General features: G+C 68.8%; 14 protein-coding genes. 7 read left to right on the forward strand and 7 right to left on the reverse strand.

The window, feature by feature from the left end; all coding sequences use genetic code 11:
• The first annotated feature begins 201 nt into the window (after positions 1–201).
• A complete protein-coding gene (locus ACFVM3_RS31275) occupies positions 202–843 on the forward strand; it encodes an SDR family oxidoreductase (protein WP_378443531.1) in 642 nt (213 codons plus the stop codon).
• Here the strand turns inward: ACFVM3_RS31275 and ACFVM3_RS31280 are convergent.
• Positions 836–1,399 carry a CGNR zinc finger domain-containing protein gene (locus ACFVM3_RS31280; RefSeq protein WP_378443532.1) on the reverse strand — a complete coding sequence of 188 codons (564 nt, stop codon included), beginning with the start codon at positions 1,397–1,399 and terminating at the stop codon, positions 836–838. The genes ACFVM3_RS31275 and ACFVM3_RS31280 overlap by 8 nt on opposite strands.
• An 88-nt stretch (positions 1,400–1,487) precedes the next feature.
• Between ACFVM3_RS31280 and ACFVM3_RS31285 the strand changes: the two genes are divergently transcribed.
• Positions 1,488–2,186: an SDR family oxidoreductase gene (locus tag ACFVM3_RS31285; protein ID WP_378443533.1), complete on the forward strand. Its 699-nt coding sequence runs from the start codon at positions 1,488–1,490 to the stop codon at positions 2,184–2,186.
• Between the two features lie 183 nt (positions 2,187–2,369).
• A complete protein-coding gene (erm, locus tag ACFVM3_RS31290; RefSeq protein ID WP_378443534.1) occupies positions 2,370–3,104 on the forward strand; it encodes a 23S ribosomal RNA methyltransferase Erm in 735 nt (244 codons plus the stop codon).
• Here the strand turns inward: erm and ACFVM3_RS31295 are convergent.
• Entirely contained in the window at positions 3,007–3,930 is a 924-nt protein-coding gene (locus tag ACFVM3_RS31295; RefSeq protein WP_378443535.1) for an EamA family transporter, read from the reverse strand. The genes erm and ACFVM3_RS31295 overlap by 98 nt on opposite strands.
• A gap of 87 nt (positions 3,931–4,017) precedes the next feature.
• On the opposite strand from ACFVM3_RS31295, the gene ACFVM3_RS31300 reads away from it, so the two are divergent.
• Positions 4,018–4,977, forward strand: coding sequence for a LysR family transcriptional regulator (locus ACFVM3_RS31300; RefSeq protein ID WP_378443536.1), 960 nt, complete (start codon positions 4,018–4,020; stop codon positions 4,975–4,977).
• Here ACFVM3_RS31300 and ACFVM3_RS31305 read toward each other — a convergent pair.
• A complete protein-coding gene (locus tag ACFVM3_RS31305; protein WP_378443537.1) occupies positions 4,913–5,518 on the reverse strand; it encodes a TetR/AcrR family transcriptional regulator in 606 nt (201 codons plus the stop codon). The two genes, ACFVM3_RS31300 and ACFVM3_RS31305, sit on opposite strands and share 65 nt — an antisense overlap.
• A 57-nt stretch (positions 5,519–5,575) precedes the next feature.
• On the opposite strand from ACFVM3_RS31305, the gene ACFVM3_RS31310 reads away from it, so the two are divergent.
• The gene (locus ACFVM3_RS31310) at positions 5,576–6,202 is read left to right on the forward strand and encodes a peroxiredoxin-like family protein (protein ID WP_378443538.1); all 627 of its coding nucleotides are present in this window, start codon (positions 5,576–5,578) and stop codon (positions 6,200–6,202) included.
• 212 nt (positions 6,203–6,414) lie between these two features.
• Here ACFVM3_RS31310 and leuA read toward each other — a convergent pair whose 3' ends face one another.
• Positions 6,415–8,172: a 2-isopropylmalate synthase gene (gene leuA, locus ACFVM3_RS31315; RefSeq protein WP_378443539.1), complete on the reverse strand. Its 1,758-nt coding sequence runs from the start codon at positions 8,170–8,172 to the stop codon at positions 6,415–6,417.
• A gap of 244 nt (positions 8,173–8,416) precedes the next feature.
• On the opposite strand from leuA, the gene ACFVM3_RS31320 reads away from it, so the two are divergent.
• Complete coding sequence (locus ACFVM3_RS31320) at positions 8,417–8,782, forward strand: hypothetical protein (protein WP_378443540.1); 366 nt, start codon at positions 8,417–8,419, stop codon at positions 8,780–8,782.
• Between the two features lie 14 nt (positions 8,783–8,796).
• Here ACFVM3_RS31320 and ACFVM3_RS31325 read toward each other — a convergent pair whose 3' ends face one another.
• On the reverse strand, positions 8,797–9,396 hold the full coding sequence (locus tag ACFVM3_RS31325; protein WP_378443541.1) for a hypothetical protein: 600 nt from the start codon (positions 9,394–9,396) through the stop codon (positions 8,797–8,799).
• Between the two features lie 171 nt (positions 9,397–9,567).
• Positions 9,568–10,398 carry a helix-turn-helix transcriptional regulator gene (locus ACFVM3_RS31330; protein WP_378443542.1) on the reverse strand — a complete coding sequence of 277 codons (831 nt, stop codon included), beginning with the start codon at positions 10,396–10,398 and terminating at the stop codon, positions 9,568–9,570.
• A 103-nt stretch (positions 10,399–10,501) separates the two neighbouring features.
• Between ACFVM3_RS31330 and ACFVM3_RS31335 the strand changes: the two genes are divergently transcribed.
• On the forward strand, positions 10,502–11,962 hold the full coding sequence (locus tag ACFVM3_RS31335) for an MFS transporter (protein ID WP_378443543.1): 1,461 nt from the start codon (positions 10,502–10,504) through the stop codon (positions 11,960–11,962).
• Here the strand turns inward: ACFVM3_RS31335 and ACFVM3_RS31340 are convergent.
• Positions 11,923–12,519 (reverse strand): nitroreductase family protein, encoded by a 597-nt coding sequence (locus tag ACFVM3_RS31340; protein ID WP_378443544.1) that lies wholly within the window; start codon positions 12,517–12,519, stop codon positions 11,923–11,925. The genes ACFVM3_RS31335 and ACFVM3_RS31340 overlap by 40 nt on opposite strands.
• Positions 12,520–12,606: the final 87 nt, after the last annotated feature.

The raw sequence follows: 12,606 nt of genomic DNA on the forward strand, positions 1-12,606 counted from the left end.
CAGTTTGTGCACCTTTTTTTCTCCTCTACTGTGGTGCTGTGGGTTTCCCAAACCCCATGCTCCAACCCTAAATTGTGCGTATGGTGGTTCCCCCAACACGCGGTCCGGCGGCGAGAGCTTAAGGCTGGCCGCATTTAGCGGACTGAGTGCGGGCAGGCGCTTGACCGGCGCGGAAGGCCGCCTTCGGGCAGACTCGGTGTCATGCGGGTCACAGTGCTGGGAGCGTCGGGGCGGACGGGGATCCACGTGGTCCGGCTTCTGCGGGGGCGGGGCCATCAGGTGCGGGCGGGGCTGCGCAGCCGTCGCCGCGCGGAGGAGGTCGCCGGTCTCGGCGCCGAAACCGTGGTCGCGGACGTCACCGCCGACGCGGAAGACCTCGTCGAGGCGCTCGCCGGTTCCGAGGTGGTGATCACCGCGATCGGCGCACCCGATCCCGATCAGGCCTCGGTCGACCTCGTCGACCGCGACGGCGTGATCACCGCGATCCGCGCCGCCGAGAAGGCGGGTGTCTCGCGATTCGTGCAGCTTTCCGCGCAGTTCGCGGATTCGCCGGACCAGGGCGATCGCCTGGTGCGGTCGATCCTGATGGCGAAGCAGATTTCCGACAGTGTCCTGCGGCGCTCCAGCCTGAACTGGACGATCGTCCGGCCTGGCACGCTCACCGACGACCAGCCCACCGGCCACGTCAAGATCGCCGGTCACCTCGAACCGGGCCGCGTCTCCCGCGCGGACGTCGCCGCCGTCCTGGTCGCCACGCTGGAGGAGCCGCTCACCGGGAACCGGGGTTTCGACGTCATCGGCGGCGAGATCCCGATCCCCACGGCGCTGGCTTCGTTCAGCTGAGCGCCTTCTTCCGCTCCCGCGCGGCCCGCAGGTTCGCGACATTCCCGCAGGTGCGCACGTCGTGCCAGACGCCGCTGTTGTTGCGCGAGACGTCGTAGAACGCCGAACGGCAGCCGTCGAGACGGCACAGTTTCAGCCGCGGCCAGATCCCGGCCTGCTGCGCGAGCAGCGTCTCCGTCCACAACGCCGACGCGAGCCACTGCCGTCCGGTGCCGGACGGGAACAGCCGGACGACGCCGTCGCGCAGGGCCAGTTCCGCCTTGACCGGTTTGCCGAAGTCCGCGTCCCCGCCTTCCACGAGTGAAACGAACGTCTCTCGCAGGTCCCGAAGCGCGCGAAGGTCGCCCGGCCCCAGCGTGATCTCGGGCACCTCGACGTCCCGTGCTCGCGACCATTCCGCCAGCGCCTCGGCGGCCCAAGGCCGCGTGAGGTCGGCGTCGCTCAGCAGGTCGAGGCCGTATGTCTTGATCGCCTTCGTGTTGAGGAAGTCCTGAACGAGCGCCAGCCCCGAGGGGGCGGTGCGTAACCGGTATCGGTCCGTCGCGGTCCATGACATAGGTCAAGCGTACTTGACTCTGTCGGCTGGCGTCGCCATGCTGACGACAGAGGCAAACCAAGAACACCTCTGTCAAGGGAGCTTAATCATGACCTCCATCGAAGGCGCCGTCGTCCTGGTCACCGGCGGACAGCGCGGACTCGGCAAGGCGTTCGTCGCCGAACTGCTCGCCCGCGGCGCCGCCAAGGTCTACGCGACCGCCAGGGCGCCGCGCGAGGAGACCGACCCGCGGATCGTCCCGCTCCCGCTCGACGTCACCGATCCGGAATCCGTCCGCGCGCTGGCGGAGAAGGCGGGTGACGCCACGATCGTCTTCAACAACGCCGGGGTGCTCGGCCTCGGCTCGCTGCTCACCGAAGACGTCGACGCGCACCGCCCGGTCTTCGAAACGAACGTCTTCGGCGCGCTGCGCATCGCGCAAGCGTTTGCGCCGCGCCTCAAGGACGGCGGAGCGCTGGTCAACGTGCACTCGATCCTGTCGTGGGCGGCCGGGTCGGGCTCCTACGGCGCGTCGAAGGCGGCCTTCTGGTCGCTCACCAATTCGCTCCGCATCGAGTTCGCCGAACAGGGCACGCAGGTCGTCGGCGTCCACCTCGGCTACACCGACACCGACATGACCCAGGGCCTCGATATCCCCAAGAACGACCCCCGCGACGTCGCCCGCCAGGTCGTCGACGGCCTCGAAAAGGGCGAGACCGAGGTACTCACCGACGACCTCACCCGCCACGTCAAGGCCGCGTTGTCCGGCCCGGTCGAGCACCTCGGCACGAGCCGGATCGGCGCGTAGAAAACGGTTGGCGCGCTGCCTCCGGCCCGAGGTAGTTTCGCCGCCATGTGTGCTTCCGCGTTCACCAGGACCCGCCGCGCCTAGCGGCGGATCCCCAGCGTCCAGCAAGGAACCGCCGCCCGAGCGAGTCATCGCCGGGCCTGCCTCGTGCTGCCCGGCTCACCTCGAAGCCGCGGAGATCCCTTGCGCACACAGCGTCCTGGCCGTCATGAACTCGGCCAGAACTTCCTCATCGACCGGACGACCATCGAAACCGTCGTGCGGCTCGTCGCCGCGACCGGCGGGCCGATCATCGAATTCGGCACGGGCGACGGCGCCCTGACCCTCCCGTTGGAACGGCTCGGCAGGCCGCTGACCGGCATCGAGATCGATGCCCGCCGCGCCGCCAGGCTGGCGGGCCGCGTCCGGGCGTCCACGGAGATCGTCACGGCGGACTACCTGCGGTTCCCTCTGCCGAAGACGCCACATGTACTGGTCGGCAACCTGCCGTTCCACCTGACCACGGCGACGCTGCGCCACGTCCTGGCCGCTCCCGATTGGACGGACGCTGTCCTGCTCATGCAGTGGGAGGTGGCGCGCCGCCGGGCCGGGGTCGGCGGCGCGACCATGATGACCGCGCAGTGGTGGCCGTGGTTCGACTTCCGGCTGGCGGGCCGGGTGCCCGCCACGGCCTTCCGCCCGAAACCCGGGGTCGACGGCGGTCTGCTGACCATGACCCGCCGCGAGCGTCCGCTCGTCGAAGGCGCGGATCGACGGCGCTACCAGGACTTCGTGCGGCGGGTGTTCACCTGTCCCGGCAGGGAAGTCGTGCCCAAACGCCTCACCGCACCCCAGTGGGCTGAGGCGTTTCGGCTTCGGCGAGAAAGTCCGGCTCGCGCACGCGGCGCTTCGTCGAACCGAACAGGACGCCGCCGATGACCACGGCCGCGGCGAGGATCTCCACCAGTGAGGGGCGTTCGTCGAGGACCAGGAAGGCCATCGACAGTCCGACCACCGGCACCAGCAGGGAGAACGGCGCGACCACGCCCGCCGGGTTGCGGCGCATCAGCGACGTCCAGATCCCGGAGCCGACGATCGTGCCGAACAGCACGACGTAGGCCAGGCCGCCGAGGCCGATCAGGCCGGTGGTGGTGCCGAGCGTGCTCAGCGAGTGCCCGATCTCGGCGGGGCCTTCCATGACCAGTGACAGCGCGAACATCGGCAGCGGCGGCACCACCGACATCCAGAGGACGAAGTTCAGCGGGTTGTCCGGTGCCGCCTGCCGGGTGCTCAGGTTGCCGAACGCCCAGCTCAGCGCGCCGAGCAGGGTCAGGATCACCGGCAGCAGGGCGGCGTTCCCCGCCTGCTGCCAGGCGATCGTCGCCATCCCGGCGACGGCGAGCAGGATGCCGGTGAGCTGCCGTCCGGACACGCGTTCGCGCAGGAAGACGGCGCCGAGCAGGACGGTGAACGGGGCCGACGCCTGCAGCACCAGCGACGCGAGCCCGGTCGGCATGCCGGTGTCCATCGCGATGAAGAGGAACACGAACTGCCCGGTGCCGAAGCCCAGCCCGTAGCCGATCAGGTGGCGGATCTTCACCTTCGGCCACGGGACGAACAGAATCGTCGGGATCGCGATGACCGCGAAGCGCAGCCCGCCGGCGAAGACGGGAGGGAACTGGCCGAGGGTGGCGTGGATGGCGAGGAAGTTGCAGCCCCAGAGGACGGCGACGAGCAGGGCGAGCAGACGATCGCGGGCGGGCATGTCTTCACTCTTACGTGGAACGACCCTTTAGGACCAGCGAGAATATTTGCAGCGATCGTTCAGTTCGGCTTCACATATGCTGGCGGTATGGACATCGGCCGGTTGCGGACCCTGCGGGAGTTCGCCGATCGTGGCAGCGTGACGGCTGCCGCGAAGGCGTTGCACTGCACGCCGTCCGCGGTTTCCCAGCAGTTGCGCGCCCTGCAGAGTGACGTCGGTCTCGCGCTGACCGAACCCGCCGGTCGCGGCCTGCGGCTGACCGACGCGGGCCGCGCGCTGGTCGCCCGCGCGGACGACGTGCTCGCCGCCCTCGAACGCGCGGAGTCCGAATTGGACACTTACCGCAGTGCCCCGCGCGGCCGGGTCCGGGTGGCGATCTTCCAGTCGGCCGGGTTGATGCTGTTGCCAGGACTGTTGCACCGGACGGCGGAGTTCGACGGGCTGGACGTCATCGTGCGCGACGTCGACATGACCCCGCCGGAGGTCCCCGGGCTCGTCGCGGATTACGACATCGTGGTGGCGCACCGGGACGAGCACGCGCCGTCGCTCGGCTCGGACCGGCTGGAGACGCGGCATCTGCTGCGTGAGCCGCTCGACGTCGCGCTCCCTGCCGGGCACCGGCTCGCGAAACGGCGCCGCATCGAGCTGGCCGAACTGGCCGACGAACGCTGGATCAGCGTCAACGCCGGATTCCCGGTGGACGACATCCTCCAGTCGCTGATCATCCGCACCGGTGTGCGCCCGCAGGTCGTCCAGCGCATCAACGATTTCCGCATCACCGAACGGCTCGTCGCCGCCGGGCACGGGATCGCGCTGCTGCCCCGGTACACAATGGACACTCGACGCGGCAGCGGTCTGGTCGGCCGCCCGCTCGCCGGGATCAAGGCGGCGCGGCACGTGGAAGCGGTCTACCGGCTCGGGGCGTCTTCCCGGCCGGCGGTGGCGAAGGTGCTCGACGCGCTCGCCGACGAGGTCGGCGCGCTCACGGGCGAGCGTGACTCTTCAGGTGATCCAGCGCGATCTGGAGCGCGTCGGCGATCGGCGTGACGTCATGGCGCAGGTGGGCCATCAGCAGGCCGCCCTGGACGCAGCTCATCGCCGCTTGGGCGAGCCTGGCCGGATCGGCGTCCGCGGCGAGCTTTCCCTGTTCCTGCAACGATTCCAGGCCGCGCTGGAGATGTGACTCCCATTCGCGGTAGGCCTTGTCCAGCAGCGGCGCCATCTTGGGGTCGTCGCCGAGTTCGCCGGTGAGGTTGCCCAGCGGGCAGGCGATCGGTCCCTTGGGGGTGGTCTGGATGGCCAGGATCTCCCCGGCCCACTGGTCGAAATCGGCCCAGTCGTGCAACGCGAAAATGGTCGGCTGGTTGCCGAGGATCTTCTCGAGGAAGCGGGCGATGACCGCCTCGACGAGCTGATCCTTGTTCTTGAAGTAGTGGTACATCTGCGATTTTCCGGCGCCGCTCGCAGCGAGCACCTTGTCGACACTCGTCCCGGCGACGCCGTTGACGTACATCAGCTCCGCCGCCGCGTCGACGATCGCGTCCCTCGTCATCCGCCCCTGCGGGGTCTTCGCCGGTTGACCACTCATGTACCGGATAGTACAGTCGGTCTTACTGTACCAATCAGTACAACCAAAGGAGCCGACATGGGGGATCTCAACACCGACCTCGCCGAGCTGCGGGAATCCGTCGCGAACCACGTCCCGGCCGAGGTCGCCGAGGTGCTCAAGGCCGACCGGGCGGCGTTCGTGGGAGTGGTCGCCGAGGCGGCCGCGAAGCCGGGAACGGCGATGCCGGAGCTCGTGCTGCCGGACGCCGGCGGCGAGCGGGTCCGGGTCGCAGACGGGCCCGCGGTCGTGGTGTTCTACCGCGGCGCGTGGTGTCCGTACTGCAACCTGGCCTTGCGCACGTATCAGCAGGAATTGTTGCCGGAGCTGGAGAATCTGGGGGTGAAGCTGGTCGCCGTCAGCCCGCAGCTGCCGGACGACTCCCTGTCCACAAAGGATCTGGAGTTCGCCGTGCTGTCCGATGTGGACAACGTGCTCGGCCGCGCGCTCGGCATCACGTTCCGGCTGGCCCCGGAGACGAAGCCGGCTTTCGACACGCTCATCGGCGACGTCGAGAAGATCAACGGCGCGGCGGAATGGGAGCTGCCCTATCCGACCGTCCTGGTCGTGGACGCTGAAGGTGTCATCCGGTACATCGACGTGCACCCGGACTACACGACGCGCACCGACCCGGCCGACGTCCTGGCCGCCGTGAAGGCCCTGTAGCCGCCACCTTCCGCGGCATTTCGGCGTAACTCGCGTGATTGGAGCCGTAACTCGCGTGATGGAAGGCGTTCCGGCCCCAATCACGCGAGATACGCCTTCAGACACGCGAGTTACGCCTTCGATCACGCGAGTTACGGCGAAGCCTGAAAGCCGTGAAGGCCTCCTTCCCTACCCTCAAGGTAGTGAAGGAGGCCTTCACGGAACGGCGGAAACTACCGGTGAGCCCGGTTCACGGCCGAGACGACGGCCCGCAGTGAGGCGGTCACGATCGACGGGTCGATCCCGATGCCCCAGTACACCCGGTCGGAGATCGCGCACTCGATGTACGACGCGGCCCGCGCGTCGTCGCCCGGCGAGAGCGTGTGCTCGCTGTAGTCCAGCAGCCGCAGGTCGTACCCGACGGTCGACAGCGCGTCGAAGAACGCCGCGATCGGGCCGTTGCCGCGGCCGGTGACCTCGTGCTCGTCACCCTCGACCCGCACGGTGGCGGTGATGTCGTACTCGCCGTCGCCGTTGTCCCTGACGTGCTGGCGCACCAGCTCCAGCGGCGTCTTCAGCTCCAGGTACTCGGCCGAGAACGCGTTCCACATCGTGGCCGGGTCGACCTCGCCGCCCTCGGTGTCGGTGTGGCGCTGGACGACCTTCGAGAACTCGATCTGCAGGCGCCGCGGCAGGTCGAGCTGGTGCTCGGCCTTCATGATGTAGGCGACGCCGCCCTTTCCGGATTGCGAGTTCACCCGGATCACGGCCTCGTAGTTGCGGCCGATGTCCTTCGGGTCGATCGGCAGGTACGGGACCTCCCACGGGTGCTCGTCGACCGGCGTCCCCACCTTGTCGGCGGCGGCCTTCAGCGCGTCGAGGCCCTTGTTGATCGCGTCCTGGTGGCTGCCGGAGAACGCGGTGAACACCAGGTCACCGGCCCACGGGCTGCGTTCGTGCACCGGCAGCTGGTTGCAGTATTCGACGGTCCGCTTGATCTCGTCCATGTCGGAGAAATCGATCTGCGGGTCGACGCCCTGGCTGTACAGGTTCATGCCCAGCGCGACCAGGTCGACGTTGCCGGTGCGCTCGCCGTTGCCGAACAGGCAGCCTTCGATCCGGTCCGCGCCCGCCTGGAAGCCCAGCTCGGCGGCGGCGATACCGGTACCGCGGTCGTTGTGCGGGTGCAGCGACAGGATCACCGAATCGCGGCGGTCCAGGTTGCGGTGCATCCACTCGATCGAGTCGGCGTAGACGTTCGGCGACGCCATCTCGACGGTCGCGGGCAGGTTCAGGATCACCGGCTTCTCCGGCGTCGGCTGCCAGATCTCGGTGATGGTGTTGCAGACCTCGAGCGCGTACGACAGCTCGGTGCCGGTGTAGGACTCCGGCGAGTACTGGAACCGGAAGTCGGTGTCCGGCTGCTTCGCGGCGTAGTCGACGACCAGCTCCGCTGCCTGCGAAGCGATCTTCGTGATGCCGATGCGCTCCTCGCGGAACACGACGCGGCGCTGCAGGATCGAGGTCGAGTTGTAGATGTGGACGATCGCGCGCGGCGCGCCTTCGAGCGCCTTGAAGGTGCGCTCGATCAGCTCCGGTCGGCACTGGGTCAGCACCTGGATACTGACGTCGTCGGGGATGGCGCCCTCGTCGATGATCTCGCGGACGAAGTCGAAGTCCGTCTGCGACGCCGCCGGGAAGCCGACCTCGATCTCCTTGTAGCCCATGCGGACCAGCAGGTCGAAGAACTTGCGCTTGCGCGCGGGCGACATCGGGTCGATCAGGGCCTGGTTGCCGTCACGCAGGTCGACGGCGCACCACAGCGGCGCGGTGTCGATGCGCTTGTCCGGCCAGGTGCGGTCGGGCAGCGAGATGTCCTCGACCAGGTCGTACCAGGGGCGATAGCGGTGTACGGGCATCGAAGTGCCGCGCTGGGTGTTCCACGAAGCCTGCTCGGCAGGGGCAGGACGGGTGGGTTTGCGGATGTTCATGAGGGGACGCTTCTCCTGAAGGATCGGGTGCGACGACCGGCACCACGAAGCCCCGCGACGGGGAGCCGGTCCGATCAGGCCCCGTCGCGGCAGCGAAGCAGGAGAGCTCGAGCCACGACGCCACCTTAACCGCGTGATCTCCCGAAAGGAAACCCGGGCCGCGATCGAACCGTGACCAGAGTGGCGCCCATTCGGGTTACTCGCGGGTAGCATTCGGACCAGGCGCCGTGCCACACTGCCCGGCATGGGCGAGCACGCTGAAGAGAAGGAAACCGCTGATCAGCCGACCAGACGCAAGGTCGACTGGCGAGCGGGCGGCGGCCGCGCGGCCGGGGTGCTGGCGAGCGTGGTCCGCTGGGTCGGCTTGGTCTTCGCGGCCATCCTCGTGCTGCACGTCGTCTTCGTGATCGGCGAGGCGAACCCCGACAACGGCATCGTGTCGTTCGTCCGCGGCTGGGCCGACGGGCTGCTGCTCGGCTTCAAGGACCTCTTCATGCCCGAAGACGCCAAGCTCCGCGTGCTGATCAACTACGGCATCGCCGCGGTCTTCTGGATGGTGGTCACGGGAATCCTCGCCAAGATCATCCGTCGCGTGGGCGGAGCGAACTAGCCGCATTCAGAGGACTAAATGCGGTCTGGGGCGAGCCGTTCGTAGGCCTCGACGGCGGCTTTCGGGTCGTCCGCCTGGAATTTCACGACGCGGACCGTCTCGGTCGCGCCGAGCGGCCGGGTCACCGTGATCGGCTCGCGCAGTTCGGCGATCAGGTTGGTCTCGTAGAAGTTGTCGTGACTGAGCCAGGTTTCGTCGCGGAACTTCTGAGCCTTGAGGGGATCGTGGCTTTCCTTCACGTGCCGCAGACTCACGACGTTCTCCCGCGGGATCCGCACGTCGTAGAAGGAGCTGTAGCGCACCCGCACCTCGCGCGACGAGATCACGTGCGGCCGGACGACGGTGCCGGCGTAGACCCCGAACACCAGCAGCGCCGAGTACACGCCGAGGGCCAGCAGCAGAAGGTCGACGACGAGGCCGAAGTCGAGCAGCCAGAACAGTCCCGCTTCGACGGCGCTCACCACGGCGAGCACGATGAAGATCGACTTCCCGTTCGCGCCGTAGGGCACCGCGACGGCGCCCCCGTCGATTCCGTCCTTCCGGCGCCTGAGATACAGCCAGAGCCCGGCCATCGTGCGTGATTCGTTGCGGAGAACGCTGCGAAAGGCCCCCATGACCCCAGGTTAGCGAGAGTGTGAGCGGTACCGCTTCACGTACTTCGGTCGACCTGGACGGGTTGCGAATGTGGCTTTCGCAACGTCCTCGCCTGGCATCACCATCCCGGCCCAGCGCCGTACCGGCACTTTCCCTGCCGAAGTCTGTGAAGGCCACCTTCGCCCCACCGCTCAATAGCGAAGGATCTTCAGCGCGTCGGCGGATCCCTGGTCCTTCGGCGTGTAGATCTCCAGCCGGTGGTCGGGGCTGTCGGGCTGGAGCCACACCTGGTAGTCGACGTTCACCGCACCGACCGTGGGGTGCCGCAGATGCATGGGCCCGACGGTGCAGTCGGCGACGTCGCCGGTCGCCCACAGGGTCGCGAACTCGTCGCTGCGCATCGAAAGTTCGCCGATGAGCCCGGCAAGGCGGGCGTCGGTGGGATAGCGGCCCGCGGTCAGCCGCAGATAGGCGACGTGGATCGGCGCGAGTTCGGCCCGGTTCCGGTGAAGATCGCGGGTCAGCGGGTCCAGGAAGAACATGCGCGGCAGCGAAGGCCGCCGTTCGGGATCCTTCGGCGCGTCGAAATCGAGGTGTTCGGCCATGAGCGTGTGCCCGGCGCGGTTCCACGCGAGCACGTCGCCGCGACGGCCGAAGACCAGGGCGGGCACGGCCTCGCCGAGGTTCTCCAGCAGCGCGAGGACCCGCGGGTGCGGGTCTTCCGGGCCGGGGTCGGACAGCTTCGGGAGCGAGGTCTGCCGGGCGAGGTTGTGCAGATGGCCGGTCTCGACGTCGTCGAGCCGGAGCGCGCGGGCGAGCGCGTCGAGTACCTGCCGTGAAGCGGTCTCGGCCAGTCCTTGCTCCAGCCGCGTGTAGTACCCGGCGCTGACCCCGGCGAGCTGGGCGAGTTCCTCGCGGCGCAGGCCGGGCACGCGGCGCGACGTGCCGTAGGTGCGCAGCCCGATGTCGGCGGGCGTCACGCGATCACGACGGCTCTTGAGGTACACGCCGAGGCTTTCCATGACCCCGAGCCTAAATTCTCCGGCCGCCGCGTGGGTGTACCTGCCGGGTGTACCCACGGCACGGGGATGGTCGCGTTCCCGAAGCCGGTGCAGCGTCGAGGCCATGACACGACAGCACACGCGGGCCTGGTTCGGCCTGCTGGTGATCCTCTGCCCGGTGTTCCTGGTCTCCATGGACGGATCGATCCTGTTCCTCGCGATGCCCAAGATCAGCCAGGCGCTCACGCCCACGGCCGATCAGGCGCTGTGGATCCTCGACGTCTACGGTTTCGCGGTCGGCTCGCTGCTGATCGCGTTCGGCGCCATCGGCGACCGGTACGGACGGCTGAGACTGCTGATGATCGGCGCCGCGGTGTTCGGCATCGGTTCGGCGGGCGCCGCGTTCGCCCCGAACCCGGAGCTGCTCATCACGTTCCGTGCCCTGATGGGGTTGGCGGGAGCGACGCTGCTGCCGTCCGCGCTGGCGGTGTTGAGCGAGCTCTTCCCCGACGCGCGCCGCCGGGCGCGGGCCATCGGGATCTTCGCGGCCGCGTTCGCCGCCGGTTTCGCGATCGGCCCGGTCGTCGGCGGTGTCCTGCTGGAACGGTTCGCGTGGGGCTCGGTCTTCCTGGTCAACCTGCCGGTGATCGCGGTGTTCCTGGCGCTCGCGCCGGTGCTGCTGCGGGAGGTGCGGGCCACCGGGAAGGGGCGCGTCGATGTGCTGAGCGTCGTGCTCTCCGCCGCCGGTCTCCTGCTCGCGATCTACGGGATCAAGCACGCGGCCGCCGACTTCCTGTCCGTCACCGCGGGCTTGGCCGCGATCGCCGGAGCCGGGCTGCTGGTGTGGTTCGCCCGGCGTCAGCGGGGCCTGGAGTATCCGCTGGTCGAGTTCTCCCTGTTCCGCGACCGCGTCTTCACGATCGCGATCGTCACCGGGCTGCTGCCGCTGGCGGCGTGGTCGGCGGCCGCGTTCCTGTCGGGGACCTACCTGCAGTCCGTGCTCGGCCTGCCCGTGCTGCAAGCGGCGTTGCTGGCGCTGCCGGGCGCGGCCGTGCTCACGATCATGTGCGTCGTCACGCCCGCTCTGGTCGACCGGATCGGCGCACGCGCGGCGCTGCTCGGCTGCCACTTCTCCATCGCCGCCGGGCTGGCGCTGCTGCTCCTGACCGGGGTCACGGGCGGGGCGGGCTGGTACGTCGCGTCGACGGTGGTCGCGGGTATCGGCTACGGCATCTCGTTCAGCCTGGTGGCGGACACGGCCGTCGCCGCGGTGCCCGCCGAGCGCGCGGGAGCGGCGGGCGCGATCGCCGAAACGAGCAACGAGATCGGCAACGCGCTGGGGATCGCGCTCATGGGCTCGCTCGCCGCGCTGGTGTTCCGCCTCGTTGGGCCGGATCTCGCGCCGACACTCGGCGAGACCCTCGATATCGCGCCCACGACCGCTCTTGACGCGAAGGAAGCCTTCGTCGCGGGCCTCCACGCCGCCGTCGCGGTGCTGAGCCTGCTGCACGTCGGGCTCGGGATCCTCGCCCTTCGCTGGCTCCCTCAGCCGTCGAAGGCGCTCGTGCCCCAGGCGTCGGCGTAGGCGAATTCAGCCAGCGGGATTCGCTCGCGCGGCGCCTTCTCGCGCTCGATGCGCCAGTCTTCTTCGAGCACCGAGGGGTCCGCGGGCGAGCCGACGGCGATCGCGACCTTGGGGACGACGTCGTCGGGGAGGCCGAAGAAGTCCTTCGCCGCTTCGGCGGAGAAGCCCGCCATCTGGTGTGCGATCAAGCCGAGGTCGACGGCCTGGAGCACGAGATTCTCGCTCGCCAGCCCCAGCCCGTACTCGGCGTACGGGACTTCGCCCTTCTCGTTCGTGGTCACCATCACGCCGATCAGCAGCAGCCCGGCGCGATGGGCCCACGCCCGGTTGCCCGAGTTGAGCGTCGAGAGGATGCGGTCGAACGACGGCGTTCCCCGGAGGCCGACCAGGTAGCGGGCGGGCTGGGTGTTGCCGAACGACGGCGCCCAGCGGGCCGCTTCGAGCAGCGCGCGGAGCTGGCCTTCGGTGACGATCGCTGACTCGTCGTAGGCGCGCGGGCTCCAACGGTGGGCCAGGATCGACGCGATTGGGGTACTTGTTTCGGCGGGTTTGTGCACGGTCGGACCCTAACAAGGGGGTGCTCTCCGTCACTAAAGCGAAAGCCCTCCGACTATTTCGTTGGTGTCAAGGAAGATTTACTTCCC

This window comes from Amycolatopsis sp. NPDC057786, from assembly GCF_042797905.1.
Lineage (GTDB): Bacteria > Actinomycetota > Actinomycetes > Mycobacteriales > Pseudonocardiaceae > Amycolatopsis.